The organism is Pseudomonas sp. DTU12.1 (assembly GCF_009873475.1).
Classification (GTDB): domain Bacteria; phylum Pseudomonadota; class Gammaproteobacteria; order Pseudomonadales; family Pseudomonadaceae; genus Aquipseudomonas; species Aquipseudomonas proteolytica.
Genome location: NZ_CP045254.1, coordinates 4,713,029 through 4,731,008, shown reverse-complemented (window position 1 = coordinate 4,731,008; position 17,980 = coordinate 4,713,029). Strand labels below are relative to the sequence as shown.

22 protein-coding genes and 1 tRNA gene are annotated in these 17,980 nt (G+C 57.8%); 21 read left to right on the top strand and 2 right to left on the bottom strand.

Annotation, left to right across the window (positions count from 1 at the left end):
- Window positions 1-655: 655 nt before the first annotated feature.
- Window positions 656-1,081 carry an HIT domain-containing protein gene (locus GDV60_RS20905; RefSeq protein WP_029300324.1) on the top strand — a complete coding sequence of 142 codons (426 nt, stop codon included), beginning with the start codon at window positions 656-658 and terminating at the stop codon, window positions 1,079-1,081.
- A gap of 3 nt (window positions 1,082-1,084) precedes the next feature.
- Window positions 1,085-1,291, top strand: coding sequence for a SlyX family protein (locus tag GDV60_RS20900; RefSeq protein ID WP_159908624.1), 207 nt, complete (start codon window positions 1,085-1,087; stop codon window positions 1,289-1,291).
- A gap of 81 nt (window positions 1,292-1,372) precedes the next feature.
- Here the strand turns inward: GDV60_RS20900 and GDV60_RS27030 are convergent, their stop codons facing one another.
- On the bottom strand, window positions 1,373-1,975 hold the full coding sequence (locus GDV60_RS27030) for a cold-shock protein (RefSeq protein WP_029300321.1): 603 nt from the start codon (window positions 1,973-1,975) through the stop codon (window positions 1,373-1,375).
- A gap of 405 nt (window positions 1,976-2,380) precedes the next feature.
- Between GDV60_RS27030 and GDV60_RS20890 the strand changes: the two genes are divergently transcribed.
- From GDV60_RS20890 to GDV60_RS20805, 18 genes are all read left to right on the top strand, one after another.
- The gene (locus tag GDV60_RS20890; protein ID WP_029300319.1) at window positions 2,381-2,854 is read left to right on the top strand and encodes a Dps family protein; all 474 of its coding nucleotides are present in this window, start codon (window positions 2,381-2,383) and stop codon (window positions 2,852-2,854) included.
- 192 nt (window positions 2,855-3,046) lie between these two features.
- On the top strand, window positions 3,047-3,397 hold the full coding sequence (locus tag GDV60_RS20885; protein ID WP_029300318.1) for a ribbon-helix-helix domain-containing protein: 351 nt from the start codon (window positions 3,047-3,049) through the stop codon (window positions 3,395-3,397).
- 163 nt (window positions 3,398-3,560) lie between these two features.
- Window positions 3,561-3,782, top strand: coding sequence for an FmdB family zinc ribbon protein (locus GDV60_RS20880; protein WP_029300317.1), 222 nt, complete (start codon window positions 3,561-3,563; stop codon window positions 3,780-3,782).
- Between the two features lie 110 nt (window positions 3,783-3,892).
- On the top strand, window positions 3,893-5,668 hold the full coding sequence (gene aspS / locus GDV60_RS20875; RefSeq protein ID WP_029300316.1) for an aspartate--tRNA ligase: 1,776 nt from the start codon (window positions 3,893-3,895) through the stop codon (window positions 5,666-5,668).
- Between the two features lie 135 nt (window positions 5,669-5,803).
- Entirely contained in the window at window positions 5,804-6,550 is a 747-nt protein-coding gene (locus GDV60_RS20870) for a YebC/PmpR family DNA-binding transcriptional regulator (RefSeq protein WP_029300315.1), read from the top strand.
- Window positions 6,551-6,707: 157 nt separating this feature from the next.
- Complete coding sequence (gene ruvC, locus GDV60_RS20865) at window positions 6,708-7,232, top strand: crossover junction endodeoxyribonuclease RuvC (RefSeq protein WP_005790910.1); 525 nt, start codon at window positions 6,708-6,710, stop codon at window positions 7,230-7,232.
- A gap of 63 nt (window positions 7,233-7,295) precedes the next feature.
- The gene (ruvA, locus tag GDV60_RS20860) at window positions 7,296-7,907 is read left to right on the top strand and encodes a Holliday junction branch migration protein RuvA (RefSeq protein ID WP_029300310.1); all 612 of its coding nucleotides are present in this window, start codon (window positions 7,296-7,298) and stop codon (window positions 7,905-7,907) included.
- The gene (gene ruvB, locus GDV60_RS20855; protein ID WP_029300308.1) at window positions 7,908-8,966 is read left to right on the top strand and encodes a Holliday junction branch migration DNA helicase RuvB; all 1,059 of its coding nucleotides are present in this window, start codon (window positions 7,908-7,910) and stop codon (window positions 8,964-8,966) included.
- A gap of 138 nt (window positions 8,967-9,104) precedes the next feature.
- Window positions 9,105-9,560 (top strand): tol-pal system-associated acyl-CoA thioesterase, encoded by a 456-nt coding sequence (ybgC, locus tag GDV60_RS20850; RefSeq protein ID WP_029300306.1) that lies wholly within the window; start codon window positions 9,105-9,107, stop codon window positions 9,558-9,560.
- A 1-nt stretch (window position 9,561) separates the two neighbouring features.
- On the top strand, window positions 9,562-10,257 hold the full coding sequence (tolQ, locus tag GDV60_RS20845) for a protein TolQ (RefSeq protein ID WP_029300305.1): 696 nt from the start codon (window positions 9,562-9,564) through the stop codon (window positions 10,255-10,257).
- A gap of 23 nt (window positions 10,258-10,280) precedes the next feature.
- Window positions 10,281-10,733, top strand: a complete 453-nt coding sequence (gene tolR / locus GDV60_RS20840; protein ID WP_162473200.1) for a protein TolR — start codon at window positions 10,281-10,283, stop codon at window positions 10,731-10,733.
- Window positions 10,733-11,806, top strand: coding sequence for a cell envelope integrity protein TolA (tolA, locus tag GDV60_RS20835; protein WP_029300302.1), 1,074 nt, complete (start codon window positions 10,733-10,735; stop codon window positions 11,804-11,806). Before tolR ends, tolA begins: the two co-directional genes overlap by 1 nt.
- 17 nt (window positions 11,807-11,823) lie before the next feature.
- Window positions 11,824-13,104, top strand: a complete 1,281-nt coding sequence (gene tolB / locus GDV60_RS20830) for a Tol-Pal system beta propeller repeat protein TolB (RefSeq protein ID WP_169851059.1) — start codon at window positions 11,824-11,826, stop codon at window positions 13,102-13,104.
- A 55-nt stretch (window positions 13,105-13,159) separates the two neighbouring features.
- On the top strand, window positions 13,160-13,660 hold the full coding sequence (pal, locus tag GDV60_RS20825; RefSeq protein WP_029300299.1) for a peptidoglycan-associated lipoprotein Pal: 501 nt from the start codon (window positions 13,160-13,162) through the stop codon (window positions 13,658-13,660).
- A gap of 6 nt (window positions 13,661-13,666) precedes the next feature.
- A complete protein-coding gene (gene ybgF, locus GDV60_RS20820; RefSeq protein WP_092237813.1) occupies window positions 13,667-14,491 on the top strand; it encodes a tol-pal system protein YbgF in 825 nt (274 codons plus the stop codon).
- A gap of 165 nt (window positions 14,492-14,656) precedes the next feature.
- A complete protein-coding gene (queE, locus tag GDV60_RS20815) occupies window positions 14,657-15,304 on the top strand; it encodes a 7-carboxy-7-deazaguanine synthase QueE (RefSeq protein WP_029300296.1) in 648 nt (215 codons plus the stop codon).
- Window position 15,305: 1 nt separating this feature from the next.
- Window positions 15,306-15,995 carry a 7-cyano-7-deazaguanine synthase QueC gene (gene queC / locus GDV60_RS20810; RefSeq protein WP_029300294.1) on the top strand — a complete coding sequence of 230 codons (690 nt, stop codon included), beginning with the start codon at window positions 15,306-15,308 and terminating at the stop codon, window positions 15,993-15,995.
- A 63-nt stretch (window positions 15,996-16,058) separates the two neighbouring features.
- Window positions 16,059-16,134: transfer RNA gene (locus tag GDV60_RS20805), tRNA-Lys, on the top strand.
- Between the two features lie 192 nt (window positions 16,135-16,326).
- On the opposite strand, the gene GDV60_RS20800 is transcribed toward GDV60_RS20805, so the two are convergent.
- Window positions 16,327-17,190 (bottom strand): LysR family transcriptional regulator, encoded by an 864-nt coding sequence (locus tag GDV60_RS20800; RefSeq protein ID WP_070994432.1) that lies wholly within the window; start codon window positions 17,188-17,190, stop codon window positions 16,327-16,329.
- Between the two features lie 112 nt (window positions 17,191-17,302).
- On the opposite strand from GDV60_RS20800, the gene GDV60_RS20795 reads away from it, so the two are divergent.
- On the top strand, window positions 17,303-17,911 hold the full coding sequence (locus GDV60_RS20795) for a LysE family translocator (RefSeq protein ID WP_159909289.1): 609 nt from the start codon (window positions 17,303-17,305) through the stop codon (window positions 17,909-17,911).
- Window positions 17,912-17,980 lie beyond the last annotated feature (69 nt).

The window sequence follows — 17,980 nt, the reverse complement described above, 5'->3', positions numbered from 1 at the left end:
TTTTGTGACAGCGCAAACTTATAGCACGCTGGCAATAATTGGCGATACTTGCACATCTGTCCTTTCAGCTTCTTTACGAGGCTGTCGTAAATTGCTAGATCCATGTCGCAAATCTACAGTCTGTTTGTAGCCAGACTGACAACTTCAATACTGTTTTTAATACCCTGGACAGAGGTGCAAAGTACCCTGTTCAAAGTTTTAAAACTTCCTGTTTGTGTATTGACTCACTGTTCTTTTTATCGTGAAACACCGCCTTCCTGGCAGGTGCCGTTGTCGACGATATGGGAGTGAATGCAACAAGCGTGCTCAAACTGCCAGGTAGATGTAATTTTTTCGTGAAAAATGTGTTGAGTCTGTGAAAACCGCCTGGATGCGGGGCTTTTTCGTGGTTTTTTTTGGAATTCGGGGCGTTGGTTGTGCGGGATTTCGAACGGGTGAAAATACGTTTCCGTCAGAAATGTTACCGGTTCACCCTGCGCAGTGAGTAATCGGCGGATAGGCCCTGCCCGATGCGGGGCATAAAAGACTCATTTTGGTGCGTTGGCTTGCGGTCGGCAGATTGCCCATTGGATGTGCGGCGATTGCCCCGTGAAGCAGCCGTCATTCGCAGGTATGCTGGGCGCCTGAAACTGACTAGCCGAACGGAGTGCCTGCGGTGTTCGCCTTGGATCCACGTCTGCAAAACGACACCTTGCCCATCGGGGAATTCCCCCTGTGCCGGCTGCTGCTGTCCAACGACTCTAACTACCTCTGGCTTATCCTGGTGCCGCGCATTGCCGGTATCAGCGAAGTGTTCCAGCTTGATGCTGGCGACCAGTCCCGGTTGTGGCACGAAACCACCACGTTGGCGCAACTGCTCAATGACGGATTCGGCGCCGATAAGATGAACATCGGTGCGCTGGGTAACGTGGTCAACCAGCTGCATGTGCACGTGATTGTGCGCAAGCGCGACGATGCGGCCTGGCCCGCACCGGTCTGGGGCAGGCACCCGGCGGTACCTTATTCCGACGACCAGGTAGCGCTGATTCGAGCCCGCCTGCGGGAGTTGATGCCGCCCGAATTCACTTTTGCCCAGGATTGAACCATGGACCTGCAAGACCGCGTGATGGACCTTGAGAGCCGCCTGGCTTTCCAGGACGACACCATCGAGACATTGAATGACATCCTGGTTGCCCAGCAGCGTGTGGTAGAGCGCCTGCAATTGCAGATGGCTGCCTTGCTCAAGCGTCAGGAAGAAATGGGCGGGCAGTTCGAATCCTCCGAGGAGGAGGCGCCGCCGCCTCATTATTGAGGGCAGGGGAAAACTTGCAGCCATAAAAAACCGCGATGCAGTTTCAACTGCATCGCGGTTTTTTTTCGGACCTGGTCTGAATCAGCGACGCGGCAGGGCGGCGATCACGTCTTCAGCTTGCAGGCCTTTGTCACGGTTCATGACGGAAAACTCCACGCGCTGGCCTTCTACCAGAACGCGATGGCCTTCGCCGCGAATAGCCCGGAAGTGGACGAAGATATCGTCGCCCGAGTCCCGGGAAATAAAGCCGAAGCCTTTGGAGGTGTTGAACCATTTGACGGTCCCGGTATCCCGGTTGGTCATGTCGTAGTTTTGCGAAGTGGCCGGAGCAGACGAACGGTAGAAGCTGATGGCCAGGTGAAGAACGATAGCGACCACAGCGATGGCCAGGCTGAGCAGGATGGCTGGATGGCCGCCGACTTCAGGCATGGGGGCCAGGAGGGTGAGGGTTTGTACGACGACAGTCAGTACCAGCAATGCGCTGACCAGGTTTTGCAGTTGATGGCGTGTGCCTTTGTTCCAGTAGGGAATCACTGGCGCCAGCGTCAGGTTGAGAAGGCCGAACAGAGCCAGGTACAGCGCGTCGTGTTGTTGCAGGTACGGCAGGCTTTCTGGTTGCAGGCTCGGGATAAAGGACAGCAGCAAAGCTGCAGCGCCCGTTAGCAGGTGGACGATTTTCAACATTTTGATTAACTCACGTTAAGACGGATCACAAGGAAGAGCTGACTGGCACGGTTCGCTTCTGAACAATGGGAGGCGTTGGGCACGTGCGCGGTTATCAGCCTATGCCGCTTGCCGCAGGAAATAGCGGTGGCGACACGCTGCCTATTTAACAGCAAAGCCTGTGCCTTCTCAAATCAAGCGTTTCAAGGCGTTGCGAAGATCATGGCATTTGTGCGGCAAACCCTTGTCCTAGACAGGTCAGGCTGCTTTTTGCCACGCCACGCCTTGCCGCTCGTGGTTACGCGCGCTGTAACACGGCGATTTGCCGCAGGCCTGCTGCGGCACCAGGGCTGCGCAAGGCGAGTACTCTTGCTAGAGTGGGTAAGCACCTGATCAATGAATTTTCATCAATTGAAGGGAATAGACATGGCAATCGATATCGGTATCAGTGAAGAAGATCGTAAATCCATTGTTGACGGACTTTCACGGCTGCTTTCAGATACCTATGTACTTTATCTGAAAACCCATAACTTTCATTGGAACGTCACGGGGCCGCAATTCCGTACATTGCACTTGATGTTTGAAGAGCAATACAACGAGCTGGCGCTGGCAGTTGACTCCATTGCCGAGCGTATTCGTGCCCTGGGCTTTCCTGCGCCGGGTGCTTATTCCATCTATGCCCGTTTGTCCTCGATCAAGGAAGAAGAAGGCGTGCCCAGCGCTGAAAACATGATCAAGCAACTTGTCGATGGGCAAGAAGCCGTTACCCGGACGGCGCGCGGGATCTTCCCGTTGCTTGATAAGGTCAGCGACGAGCCGACCGCGGACTTGCTGACCCAGCGCATGCAGATCCACGAGAAAACCGCCTGGATGCTGCGCTCGCTGCTCGAAGGCAAATAAACCCTACGGGCCAGTGGTGCCTGGCAGGCGCCACTGGCTTGGCCTGATCACTTCCGGATACTCACGTTGGCTTGTCCTACGCACACCGACTCCCCGTCTTCTGGCTGCTCGTGGCTGCTTGATGTTTTATAGGCTCAACGGCAACTAAGAGCAGTTCATTCAACAGCCGTTTGGCAAGGGAGTGTCAAGTGTATGTCGCGTGGTATGGGTAATGGTGTGATGGAAACTTCCGGTTTTCAAAAGATCAAGATTGATCCCTTTGTCAAAGGGTTTGATATGGCGCTGGCGCGGCCATTGTCGCGGTCTGTCCGATTAAATGGTTTCTCGACATGCCTGCGGCTTGAAGAAGTCTATTGGAATATTCTTGCTGAGATTGCCAGGATCAATACCTGCTCGATCAGTGCGCTGCTGTCGTACGTGGATCGCGAAGTGCATTTACGTTATGGCGGAGTCAAGAATTTCAGCGGGCTGGTCCGGGTGGTGTGTGTGGTTCATGCGCTTAAAGGGCAGGCATCGGCCACAAGCCAGGCCGGCCTCATGTAGTCGGGTTGCGCGGTAGTGCAGGGGCTGGGCGGTTCTCTATATAGTGCGCTGCACGTTGCTACGGCTGCACAGCCTCGATTTAACGGATATAATCTCGCCCTTTGCTGCGCACCCGGCTGGTACGGGGCGTGGCGCAGCAGTGACGTGATCGCCGAGATACTCCATGCCCATGTACGATTACCAATGCGCTTCCTGTGGTCACCAATTGGAAGCCATTCAGAAGATCAGCGACGCGCCGTTGGTCGATTGCCCCGCTTGCCGGGCGCCCGAGCTGAAAAAGATGTTGTCCATGCCGGGCTTTCGCCTGAGCGGTAGCGGCTGGTACGAGACCGACTTCAAGACCGGCGCCAAGAAGAATCTGGCGGGCGGCGACAAAGCAGACTGAGTTGAACTCTACGCGCGAGCTCCTGCATTATCCGTGGCCTGACTCAACAGGTGCGGTGCCCGAGCAGGAACTCCACCGAATTTCGAATTACGAGAAGTGAAACCACTACCATGATGCGCAGCCACTATTGCGGCCAACTGAACGAGACCCTGGAAGGTCAGGAAATCACCCTTTGCGGATGGGTTCACCGTCGCCGCGACCATGGCGGGGTGATTTTCCTCGATATCCGTGATCGTGACGGTCTGGCCCAGGTGGTATTCGACCCGGATCGCGCCGAGAGCTTCGCCGCCGCCGACCGCGTGCGCAGCGAGTACGTCGTGAAAATCACCGGCAAGGTTCGCCTGCGTCCGGCCGGTGCCACCAACGCCAACATGGCGTCGGGCATGATCGAAGTCCTGGGCTACGAACTGGAAGTGCTGAACGAGTCGGAAACCCCGCCGTTCCCACTCAACGAGTTCTCTGACGTTGGCGAAGAAACCCGCCTGCGTTATCGCTTCCTCGACCTGCGTCGCCCGGAAATGGCCGAGAAGCTGCGCCTGCGTTCGCGCATGACCACCAGCATCCGTCGCTTCCTCGACGAGAATGGCTTCCTGGACGTCGAGACGCCAATCCTGACTCGCGCTACGCCAGAAGGCGCACGTGACTACCTGGTGCCGAGCCGTACCCACGCCGGTAGCTTCTTCGCCCTGCCGCAATCGCCGCAGCTGTTCAAGCAACTGCTGATGGTTGCCGGTTTCGACCGTTACTACCAGATCGCCAAGTGCTTCCGTGACGAAGACCTGCGCGCCGATCGCCAGCCTGAATTCACCCAGATCGACATCGAGACCAGCTTCCTCGATGAAAAAGAGATCATGGGCCTGACCGAAGAAATGATCCGCAACCTGTTCAAGGAAGTGCTGGACCTGGAATTCGGCGAGTTCCCGCACATGACCTTCGAAGAGGCCATGCGCCGCTACGGTTCCGATAAGCCAGACCTGCGTAACCCGCTGGAACTGGTCGACGTTGCCGATCAGCTCAAGGAAGTGGATTTCAAGGTGTTCAGCGGCCCGGCCAACGACCCGAAATGCCGTATCGCCGCACTGCGTGTGCCTGGCGGCGCGAGCATGCCGCGCAAGCAGATCGACGACTACACCAAGTTCGTCGGCATCTACGGCGCCAAGGGCCTGGCTTACATCAAGGTCAACGAGCGTGCCAAGGGTGTTGAAGGCCTGCAGTCGCCAATCGTCAAGAACATCCCGGAAGACAAGCTCAATGTGATCCTCGATCGCGTCGGTGCCGTTGATGGCGATATCGTGTTCTTCGGCGCCGACAAGGCCAAGATCGTCAGCGAAGCCCTGGGCGCGCTGCGGATCAAGCTGGGTCACGACCTCGACCTGCTGACCTGCAAGTGGGCCCCGATGTGGGTCGTCGACTTCCCGATGTTCGAAGAGAACGACGACGGCAGCTTCAGCGCCCTGCACCACCCGTTCACCGCGCCCAAGTGCACGCCGCAAGAGCTGGAAGCCAACCCGGCTGGCGCTCTGTCCCGTGCCTACGACATGGTGCTCAACGGCACTGAGCTGGGTGGCGGTTCGATCCGTATCCACCGCAAAGAAATGCAACAGTCGGTCTTCCGCCTGCTGGGTATCAACGAAGCGGAACAGGAAGAGAAGTTCGGCTTCCTGCTCGACGCCCTGAAATACGGTGCTCCACCCCACGGTGGCCTGGCCTTCGGCCTTGACCGCCTGGTGATGTTGATGACCGGTGCCCAGTCGATCCGTGAAGTAATTGCCTTCCCGAAAACCCAGAGTGCTGCGGACGTCATGACCCAGGCACCAGGTGTGGTGGATGCCAAGGCACTGCGCGAGCTGCACATCCGTCTGCGCGAGGCGCCGAAGGCTGAGTAAGGCTGCGGCGTGAAAGCGCAATAAGGTTGTACGCAGTCAAAAAGGCGCATCTTCGGATGCGCCTTTGCGTTTAAAAGAGGGAAATCCTGCCTGGGGTGGGATTGAAAGGTTTCTAGAGAATTTCGGAGTTGTGTTATGGCTGGCCATTCCAAGTGGGCGAACATCAAGCACCGCAAAGAGCGTCAGGATGCCAAGAAAGGCAAGATCTTCACCAAGTGGATTCGCGAACTGACCGTCGCAGCCCGCCAGGGCGGCGGTGACCCAGGCTCCAACCCACGCCTGCGCCTGGCGTTGGACAAGGCCCTGGGCGCCAACATGAGTCGCGACATCATCGACCGCGCCGTGGCCCGTGGTGCGGGTGCGGCGGATACCGACGATATGGTCGAACTGACCTATGAAGGGTACGGCCCGGGCGGTGTCGCGGTAATGGTCGAGTGCATGACCGACAACCGCAACCGCACTGCAGCTGCCGTACGCCATGCGTTCAGCAAGTGTGGCGGCAACCTGGGTACGGATGGTTCGGTGGCCTATCTGTTCGAGCGCAAGGGGCAGATTAGCTTCGCGCCGGGGACGGATGAAGATGCACTGATGGAAGCCGCGATGGAGGCGGATGCCGACGACGTGGTGACCAACGAAGACGGCTCCATCGACGTGTTTACCTCGTTTGCCGGCTTCTACGCGGTGCGTAACGCCTTGGAAGCTGCTGGCTTCAAGGGCACCGACGCGGAAATCGTCATGCTGCCGACCACCAGCGCCGAACTGGACCTGGATGGCGCACAGAAAGTGCTGAAGATGCTGGATATGCTTGAAGACCTGGATGATGTGCAGAACGTGTACTCCAATGCCGACATCCCGGAATCCGTCGCCGAACAGCTAGTCTGAAGGCTGGTGTAGGCCAAAATGTGGGAGCGGGCTTGCTCGCGAAAGCGGTCTGTCAATCAGTACATGCGTGACTGAAGTACCGCTTTCGCGAGCAAGCCCGCTCCCACATGGGATCTTCTCTGTATCAAAAAATGTGTTTATCCAACCCGCAGGCGTTATGACTTTAATCCTAGGTATCGACCCCGGTTCGCGCATCACCGGCTTTGGCGTGGTGCAGCAGACGCCGCGTGGCTGCATCTACGTCGCCTCGGGGTGTATCCGTACCGGCGCTGGCGAGCTGGCCGAGCGCTTGCAGATCGTCTATCGCGGCGTGCGCGAAGTGATCCAGACCTACGGGCCGGTGACCATGGGCATTGAAAAGGTGTTCATGGCCAAGAACGCCGACTCGGCCCTGAAGCTGGGCCAGGCCCGTGGCGCAGCCATTGTTGCCGGGGCGGAGGAGGGTATGGAAATCGCCGAATACACCGCGACCCAGGTCAAGCAGGCCGTGGTCGGCACCGGTGCGGCCAATAAAGAGCAGGTGCAGATGATGGTCATGCACATGCTCAAGCTCACGTCAAAACCACAGATCGATGCCTCTGACGCGTTGGCCATCGCCATTTGCCATGCCCATACCCGTTCCAGCCTGCTGCCCCACGGCCTCGGTACGGCACGCAGTCGTGGCGGGCGCCTGCGTCTCTGATAGCATCAGCGCAATCGTTATGGTCGGGCCTCGATCTGACCTCAAGCTTTAAGGATCTGAACCGTGATTGGACGCTTGCGCGGCACCCTGGCTGAGAAACAGCCGCCGCACCTGATTCTGGATGTAAACGGGTTGGGGTATGAGCTGGAAGTGCCCATGACCACCCTGTATCGCCTACCGTCGGTCGGTGAACCGATAACCTTGCACACCCATCTGGTGGTGCGCGAAGACGCGCAACTACTCTATGGTTTCATTGGCAAGCGCGACCGGGACTTCTTCCGCGAGCTGATCCGCCTCAATGGTGTCGGCCCGAAATTGGCCCTGGCATTGATGTCGAGCCTGGAAGTGGACGAGTTGGTGCGTGCCGTTTCGGCCCAGGACACCTCGGCACTGACCAAGGTGCCGGGGGTCGGCAAGAAAACCGCCGAACGCCTGCTGGTAGAGCTCAAGGACCGCTTCAAGGCCTGGGAAGTGGTGCCAAGCATGTTTGCCCTGGTACCCAACCAGCCGGATCTGCCGGCGGCGCAGGTTGCCAGTGCCGAAAGCGACGCCGTCAATGCGCTGATTTCCCTGGGTTACAAACCCCAGGAAGCCAGCAAGGCAGTGTCAGCCATCAAGGACAAGAACCTGAGCGCCGAAGACATGATCCGCCGAGCCCTGAAGGGAATGATTTAAGTGATTGAAGCTGATCGTCTGATTGCAGCCACCGGCCCTCGCGACCGTGAAGAGGTCCAGGATCGGGCCATTCGCCCCCTGAGCCTTGCCGACTACATCGGCCAACCCACCGTGCGCGAGCAGATGGAGTTGTTCATCCAGGCAGCGCGCGGGCGTGCCGAGTCCCTGGACCACACGTTGATCTTCGGCCCGCCGGGGCTGGGCAAGACCACCCTGGCCAATATCATCGCCCAGGAAATGGGGGTGTCGATCAAGAGCACCTCCGGCCCGGTGTTGGAGCGCCCGGGCGACCTGGCCGCGCTGTTGACCAACCTTGAGCCCCATGACGTGCTGTTCATCGACGAAATCCACCGGTTGTCGCCCATCGTCGAAGAGGTGCTGTACCCGGCTATGGAAGACTTCCAGCTGGATATCATGATTGGCGAAGGGCCGGCTGCGCGCTCGATCAAGCTGGATCTGCCGCCGTTCACCCTGGTTGGCGCCACCACCCGTGCGGGTATGCTGACCAACCCGTTGCGAGACCGTTTCGGCATTGTTCAACGTCTAGAGTTCTATAGCACGGCCGACCTGGCGACGATTGTCAGTCGTTCGGCGGGGATTCTCGGTTTGCCGCTCGATCCGGAAGGTGCCTTTGAGATTGCCCGGCGCGCCCGTGGCACGCCACGGATCGCCAACCGTTTGCTGCGTCGGGTACGGGACTTTGCCGAAGTGCGAGCCAAGGGGCATATCACCAAGGCCGTGGCCGACCTGGCGCTGAACCTGCTGGACGTTGATGAACATGGTTTCGATCATCAGGACCGGCGTCTGCTGTTGACCATGATCGAAAAATTCGATGGTGGGCCGGTGGGCGTGGACAGCCTGGCCGCTGCCATCAGTGAGGAGCGCCATACCATCGAGGATGTTTTGGAGCCTTACTTGATTCAACAGGGTTACATCATGCGTACACCGAGGGGCCGTGTGGTCACGCGCCATGCGTATTTGCACTTCGGGCTAAACATTCCGTCACGATTGGGGGAGATGCCTGTGGTAGACGAATTCCTCGATGCAGTGGACGATTAAAAAGGCATGGCGAGTCGATTTATTCGACGTTTGTGCTGTCCTAGTGGCTGGCGTCGTCATTCTTTCGTTAGAAATGTTGCAGAGAATGAAAAACAGTTGCCTGGCCGGATTGGCAACCTGAGGAGTAAGCACTAGAGTATGCGCGCGCAAAACGGGGATCAGTCGTTCGCACATCGCTGTCGCGTTTATTACGAGGACACCGATGCGGGCGGCATCGTGTATTACGTCAACTACCTGAAATTCATGGAACGGGCTCGAACCGAGCGGCTGCGGGAGCTGGGCTTTGCCCAATCCCAGCTTGCAGGGGAGGACCTGTTATTTGTCGTGCATTCCAGCGAGGCCCGTTACCACGCGCCGGCGCGACTGGACGATGAGTTGCTGGTCAGCGCCGAAGTAATCGAATTGAACCGTGTCAGCCTGCGCTTTAAACAGCAGGTCAGGCGGGCAACGGATGCAACGCTGCTCTGTGAGGGGCAGTTCCTGGTGGCGTGTGTGCGCACCAATAGTTTGAAACCCCGGGCCATTCCCGAAGCTTTACGTGCGGCCTTTGCCGGCGTGAGCGGCGCCGGTAAACAATCAGAGCAGGAGATTTAGCGTGGAACCTACCGTCGTCGACCATTCCTCCATGTGGAGCCTGGTCAGCAATGCCAGTGTCGTGGTTCAACTGGTGATGCTGACCCTGGTAGCCGCATCGGTTACCTCATGGGTCATGATTTTTCAGCGCAGCAACCTGCTGCGTGCCGGTCGACGTGCCCTGGAGAGCTTCGAAGAGCGCTTCTGGTCGGGTATCGATCTGTCCAAGCTGTATCGCCAGGCAGGCAGCAACCCAGACCCGGATTCGGGCGTAGAACAGATCTTCCGCGCCGGTTTCAAGGAATTCTCCCGCCTGCGCCAGCAGTCCGGCGTTGACCCGGAAGCGGTCATGGAAGGCGTGGCCCGTGCGATGCGCGTCGCGATCTCCCGTGAGGAAGAAAAGCTCGAACAGAGCCTGCCGTTCCTCGCAACCGTCGGTTCGGTCAGCCCGTATATCGGTCTGTTCGGTACCGTATGGGGCATCATGAACTCCTTCCGTGGCCTGGCAACGGCCCAGCAAGCGACCCTGGCCACCGTGGCCCCGGGTATCGCCGAAGCGCTGATCGCCACTGCCATCGGCCTGTTCGCTGCAATCCCCGCAGTAATTGCCTACAACCGTTTCGCCGCCACCAGCGAAACCCTGATTGGCCGTTACTACACCTTCGCCGATGAATTCCAGGCGATCCTGCACCGTAAAGTGCACACCAGCGAAGAATAAGCAGGTAATTCCCAATGGCTTTAATCGCTCGAGCTCGCAAAAAGCGCAAGCCGGTCGCCGAGATGAACGTAGTGCCTTACATCGACGTGATGCTGGTGCTGCTGGTGATCTTCATGGTGACCGCGCCGATGCTCAATCAGGGTGTGAAGGTTGATCTGCCCAAGGTTTCCAGCGAAGCCTTGCCGCAGGACAACAACACCCAGGTCCTGACCATCTCGATCAAGGCTGACAAGACCTATTACTGGAACCTTGGCAGCGAAGTCGACACCCAGAAGCAACAGGACAAGGCCATGACCTTGCCGCAAATGACCGACGCGGTGACCAAGATCATCCGCGCCGGCAATGAAGGCGGCAAGCACACCCAGGTGTTCATCCGCGGTGACAAGTCGGTCGACTACGGCTCCGTCATGGGCGCCATGGGCGGGCTGCAGAAGGCCGGGGTCGGTAATGTTGGCTTGATTACCGAGGCGCCCTGATGCAGCAACAGCGAGAGCCGTCCGCCTCGGAAAGCTTCTTCTGGCCTAGCGTCTGGGCAATTGCCCTGCACGTTCTGGTGTTTGGCATGCTGTTTGTCAGCTTTGCCATGACGCCGGAGCTGCCGCCAGCCAAGCCGATCGTGCAGGCGACCCTGTATCAGCTGAAATCGAAGAGTCAGGCCACCACCCAGACCAATCAGAAGATTGCGGGTGAGGCCCAGAAGTCGGCTGCGCGCCAGACTGAAGTCGAACAGATGGAACAGAAGAAGGTCGAGCAGGAAGCGGTGAAGGCTGCTGCGGAACAAAAGAAAGACGAGGCGGCTCAAAAGGCCGAAGAATCGAAAAAGGCTGATGAAGCCAAGAAGGCCGACGAGGCGAAAAAGGCTGATGAAGCCAAGAAAGCCGAGAAAGCTGCCGAAGCTAAAAAAGCCGAAGAGAAACAATTGGCTGATATAGCCAAGAAGAAATCTGAAGAAGAAGCCAAGAAAGCGGCTGAAGAAGAGGCCAAGAAAAAGGCCGCTGAAGAAGCCAAGAAGAAGATAGTCGAAGACGCGAAGAAGAAAGCCGCCGAAGACGCCAAGAAAAAAGCTGAAGCAGACGAGGCGAAGAAGAAAATCGCCGATGACGCGAAGAAGAAAGCTGCCGCCGATGCCTCGAAGAAAAAGGCCCAGGAAGCAGCGCGTAAATCCGCCGAAGATAAAAAGGCCCAGGCCTTGGCTGATTTGCTTTCCGACACGCCGCAACGTCAGCAAGCCTTGGCCGATGAACGTGGTGATGAAGTCGCGGGCAGTTTCGACGACCTGATTCGGGCGCGGGCAGCAGAGGGCTGGACACGTCCACCTTCGGCACGCAAAGGCATGACAGTGGTGCTGCAGATCGGCATGTTGCCGGACGGTACGGTGACTTCGGTCAGCGTGGCCAAGTCCAGTGGCGACGGTTCGTTCGACAGTTCAGCGGTTGCAGCGGTCAAGAACATTGGCCGGTTGACCGAGATGCAGGGAATGAAACCAAGCGACTTCGCTCCCTATCGTTCATTCAAGATGACATTCACACCTGAGGATCTAGCCTTGTGAGAAACCTTCTTCGAGGAATGCTTGTCGTTATTTGCTGTATGGCAGGGATAGCGGCGGCGGATGAAAAGAACATCCTGGTAACCAGCGGTAGCGATCGGGCGACCCCGATTGCAGTAGTGCCGTTTGGTTGGCAGGGCGGTAGCGTACTGCCGGACGATATGGCGGAAATCATTGGTAATGACCTGCGCAACTCGGGTTACTACGCGCCTATTCCGAAGCAGAACATGATCAGCCAGCCGACCCAAGGCAGCGAAGTGATCTACCGTGACTGGAAAGCCCTGGGCGCCCAGTACCTGATGGTAGGCAGCATCGTGCCAGCGGGCGGTCGCCTGCAGGTGCAATACGCCCTGTTCAACGTGGCCACCGAGCAGCAAGTGCTGACCGGTAGCGTGTCGGGCAGCGTCGACCAACTGCGGGACATGGCGCACTACATCGCCGACCAGTCGTTCGAAAAACTGGTGGGTATCAAAGGTGCGTTCTCTACCCGCATGTTGTACGTGACGGCTGAGCGTTTCTCGGTGAACAACACGCGCTACACCCTGCAGCGTTCGGACTACGACGGTGCCCGGGCAGTGACCCTGCTGCAATCGCGCGAGCCGATCCTGTCGCCGCGTTTTGCGCCGGATGGCAAGCGTATCGCCTATGTGTCGTTTGAACAGAAGCGTCCGCGCATCTTCGTCCAGCACATCGACACCGGCCGCCGTGAGCAGATCACCAACTTCGAAGGTTTGAACGGTGCACCAGCCTGGTCGCCGGACGGCAATCGCCTGGCATTCGTACTGTCCAAGGACGGTAACCCGGATATCTACGTGATGAACCTCGGTTCGCGCCAGATCACCCGTGTCACTTCCGGCCCTGGCATCAACACTGAACCGTTCTGGGGCAAGGATGGTTCGACCATCTACTTCACATCAGACCGTGGCGGCAAACCGCAGATCTATAAGAGCAGTGTTGGCGGTGGTGGTGCAGAACGTGTGACCTTTATCGGCAACTACAACGCCAATCCGAAGCTTTCGGCCGATGAAAAGACCCTGGTAATGATCCATCGCCAGGATGGTTTCACTAATTTCAAGGTGGCGGCCCAGGATTTGCAGCGCGGAAGCGTAAAAATCCTCACAGATAGCACTCTTGATGAGTCGCCTACTGTTGCGCCCAACGGCACCATGGTAATCTACGCCACCCGCCAGCAGGGCCGGGGAGTCTTGATGCTCGTGTCCATTAATGGACGCGTAAGGCTCCCGCTTCCTACCGCACAAGGCGAAGTCAGAGAACCGTCCTGGTCCCCTTACCTGAACTGACGCGGCGCTACAAAAAGAAGTACTTAACACACTGGGGTTCATTAGGAGTTTCACGATGGAAATGCTGAAGTTTGGTAAGTTTGCTGCTCTGGCTCTGGCTCTGTCCGTAGCCGTTGGTTGCTCGTCTAAAGGCGGCGACAATGCCGGTGAAGGCGCAGCTGTTGATCCAAACGCTGGTTACGGCGCCAACACTGGTGCAGTTGACGGCTCCCTGAGCGAAGAAGCTGCTCTGCGCGCGATCACCACTTTCTACTTCGAATACGACAGTTCGGACCTGAAGCCAGAAGCCATGCGCGCTCTGGACGTTCACGCGAAAGACCTGAAAGGTAACGGCGCTCGCGTTGTGCTGGAAGGCAACACCGACGAACGTGGTACTCGTGAGTACAACATGGCACTGGGCGAGCGTCGTGCGAAAGCCGTTCAGCGCTACCTGGTACTGCAAGGCGTTTCCCCAGCTCAGCTGGAACTGGTTTCCTACGGTGAAGAGCGTCCAGTTGCTACCGGCAACGACGAGCAATCCTGGGCTCAAAACCGTCGCGTCGAACTGCGTAAGTAATTCGTCATGCGAACGTGCCGTCGTGTTGTAACCGTATTGGCTCTCAGCCTCGCACCGCTTGCGGTGTGGGCTGCGGTTCCCGTGGAAGATAGCAACTCTGGCTATAACAATAGTGGGAGCAGCTATCCACCTGCAGGTTATGGCACGAACGGCGCCTATGCGGGGGGAGCGGCCACGGCCGCTCCTTCGGCACAGGGCGAACTGTTCAACCAACTGCAACGCATGCAGGATCAATTGGCGCAGCAACAAGGCACCATTGAAGTTCTGCAGAATGAGGTGCGTCAGCTCAAGCAAGAAGGCCTGGAGCGTTACCAGGATCTTGACCGACGTATAGGAACCGGCGTTACACCAGCCGCTACTCCTGATAATTCTTCTGCCGGTGGCGCCGCAAGCGCCGCCGGTGGTGCAGCCGCAGGCGCCACACAGGCCCCTGCCGCCAGCAGCGAACCGGCTGACCCGGCGAAGGAAAAGCTGTATTACGACGCAGCCTTCGACCTGATCAAGGCCAAGGATTTCGACAAGGCCAGCAAGGCGTTCACTGCTTTCCTGGGTCGTTATCCAAACAGCCAGTATGCGGGCAATGCCCAGTACTGGTTGGGTGAGGTCAACCTGGCCAAGGGTGATTTGCAGGGTGCAGGCCAGGCGTTTGCCAAGGTCAGCCAGCTTTACCCCAAACACGCCAAGGTGCCAGATTCGCTGTACAAACTGGCTGATGTAGAACGCCGCCTGGGTCATACCGACAAGGTCAAAGGCATTCTGCAGCAAGTGGTGGCCCAATACCCGGGCACATCTGCCGCCCAGTTGGCCCAGCGCGATTTGCAGCGTTTGTAAGCATTGCTGATCCGCTTGGAAGAAACCCGCGCCTGTCGCGGGTTTTTTCGTTAGAATCCACGCCCTTTTATGAAATACGCTTTTTGGGGTTCACGCTTTGCCGGGATCCCATGAAGTGCCTGACGGAGGCGGACAGCCTGTTTAGCTGTTACGCCCGTGGCGACTATGCAAGACACATTACGCATCACCGAAGTTTTTTACTCGTTACAGGGTGAAACGCGCACTGCCGGCCTGCCCACAGTATTTGTGCGCCTGACCGGTTGCCCGTTGCGCTGCCAGTACTGTGACAGTGCCTACGCGTTCAGCGGCGGCACTATTCGTACCCTCGACGATATCCTGGAGCAGGTGGCAGGCTACAAGCCGCGCTACGTCTGTGTTACAGGCGGCGAGCCGTTGGCCCAGCCCAATGCCATTCCTTTGCTCAAGCAGCTGTGTGACGCCGGTTACGAGGTGTCCCTTGAAACCAGCGGTGCCCTGGATATTTCCGCAGTCGATCCTCGCGTCAGCCGAGTGGTTGACCTGAAGACGCCAGACTCCAAGGAAGCGCATCGCAATCGCTATGAAAATATCGAGTTGCTCACCGCCAACGACCAGGTCAAGTTCGTCATCTGTTCACGGGACGACTATGACTGGGCCAATTCCAAGCTGATCCAGTACGGTTTGGACCGACGCGCCGGCGAGGTGCTGTTTTCTCCAAGCCACCATGACTTGAACGCTCGCGACCTGGCTGATTGGGTGGTCGCGGACAACCTGCCGGTGCGCCTGCAATTGCAGCTGCATAAATATCTTTGGAACGACGAGCCAGGACGCTGAAATGACTGAACAAACCACTGAGCAAAAACGTGCCGTAATCCTGCTGTCTGGCGGCCTCGACTCCGCCACCGTGGTGGCGATGGCACGTGCCGAGGGTTACAGCTGCTATACCATGAGCTTCGACTATGGCCAGCGCTCCCATGCCGAGTTGCACGCCGCCGCCCGTGTCGCCCGCGACCTCGGCGTGGTGGAGCACAAGGTGATTGGGCTGAACCTCAACGGCATTGGCGGCTCGGCCCTGACCGACAGCACCATCGACGTGCCTGAGGCGCCCACTGAGGGCATCCCGGTCACCTATGTACCGGCACGCAACACCGTGTTCCTGTCGCTGGCCCTGGGCTGGGCAGAGGTGCTCAATGCCCGCGACATCTTTATCGGCGTCAACGCCGTCGACTACTCCGGCTACCCGGACTGCCGTCCAGAGTTCGTCGAGTCGTTCGAACGCATGGCCAACCTGGCGACCAAGGCGGGCGTAGAAGGGCACGGCTTCCGTATCCAGGCGCCACTGCAAAACCTGAGCAAGGCGGATATCGTCAAGGCGGGTGTAAGGCTTGGTGTCGACTACTCGCTGACTGTTTCCTGCTACCAGGCAGACAATGACGGTCGTGCATGTAGGAAATGTGACAGCTGCCGACTACGTGCAGAAGGCTTCCAAGCGGCCGGAATTACTGACCCAACGCGTTATTTCTGATTTATTTAAAATAAGGTGTTGAATAATCCTTAGAAATCAGTATTATACGCGCCACCACACAGCGGGTCGTTAGCTCAGTTGGTAGAGCAGTTGGCTTTTAACCAATTGGTCGTAGGTTCGAATCCCACACGACCCACCATTTTTGGCGGTTTAGAAAATCCGGAAGGCCCACGCAAGTGAGGATTTCCGGGTTTTTTTTTGCCTTGTACAAAGGCAGGCGTAGGGCTCTCTGAGGAGCGTGACGTACTGCTTGCAGGGCCTCCTGAGCAAATACACTTTCAGCGCCCCCCTACCTCATCCTCCATCCTGCTACCGCCCCAAAGTCAGATGACTACGCCTGAAGTCTTAGCGCGCTGATGATGAAAGCATGAAGGCTATTGACCGCTTTAGAGCCGCGAGAGGCTCGGCTACGTAAAATCGAAACTTCCATAGGTTCAATGTTTCCCAAGCCGTGCTCGCTACTTAAGACGTGAAGCGAGGCCTGTACGCTGCACTGAGTGATTGCGGCAATAGCGAGTCCGCCCTCGACTGCGGCCACCTGGCCAGCAAGGCTGGAGCTGTTGTACACCACCTTGAATTCGCGTCCCTGCTGGGTCAGTGAGTTCACTGCATAACGCCGGGCCAGGCTTTCACTTTCGTAGACTGCGATAGGCACCGGGTCTCGCCTCCACAGTTCGAACTGGGGTGAGCCCACCCAAACCATCGGTTCTTTGAAGAGAAATGTTCCGCTTTGAGGCGAGTCCCTGGACACCAGCGCCAGATCAAGATCGCCGCTTCGCACACGCGGGATAAGCGTGGTCGATTGTTCACAGGTCAGTTCTATTTCCACGCCTGCGTAACGCGGCGAAAAGCGCTTCAGCACCGGAGTGAGATACTTGGCCGCGTAGTCCTCCGCGACGCCAAGGCGGATTCGTCCGGTCAACTCTTCACCATGAAAAGCCGCTTGGGTCTCGGCGTGCAGTGCGAGCATGCGACGGGCGTAGCTCAGCAGTGTCTGGCCGTCAGCGGTCAGTTGAAAGTGCCTCGGGCCACGACTCAACAACCGCCGTCCAAGCGCGGCCTCGAGTTTCTTCATCTGCATGCTGACGGCGGACTGCGATCTGTTTACCTCGTGGGCTGCGCCAGATAGCGAACCTGCATCCACCACTGCCACGAAGCACTTGAGCCAATCGATCTGCAAATCACTGGCAGGCATCGCTGTTACCTCTATTCGTTAATCGAATGGCTAAGACGTGAATTATGCGCTTTTTATGATGGCTGCTCACCCGCAAGATACTGGCCTGAACCAACACATACTGGATCTGATCATGCCATTTGAGACCTGGTTGCTCTATCTGTTTACCTGTTGCGGCATAGCGGTAGTACCAGGGCCCAATGCATTGTTGGTGCTCACCCATGGAGCTATTCACGGGAGTCGCAAAACGCTGTTCACTATCACCGGTGGCGTGCTCGGCTTTGCCGTCGTGCTTTCGCTTTGCGCGTTGGGATTGGGCGCACTGATCCAGGCGTCGGCCACCTGGTTCACAGCCTTGAAGGTGGTCGGCGGGCTCTATCTGATCTGGTTGGGCTTCGGGCTGTGGCGGGCTGCACCCGTCAGCCTTGATACGACCGGCACAACAACCTTGCAACGTTGGTCACTGTTCCGCCAAGGGCTGGTATCAGCCATTTCAAACCCTAAGGCACTGCTGCTATTCATGGCGTTTATCCCGCCGTTCCTGAATCCCCACAGAAGCATCATCGCGCAGACGGTCGTCATCGCGCTGACTTACGCGGTCGTGGAGTTCGCCGTTGAGTATCTAGTGGCCAGCGCTGCGCACCGGATCAGGCCTTGGTTAGCCCGAACCGGGCGCCGATTCAATAACGTCTGTGGTGGGTTTTTTGTACTTTTCGGGTTGGCCCTGCCCATCCATACCTGAAGCCACGGCTACCCGTATCAGACGGGATTCTGACCACAAATGTGGTGACAGTTGATGCTCTCAGGTTGC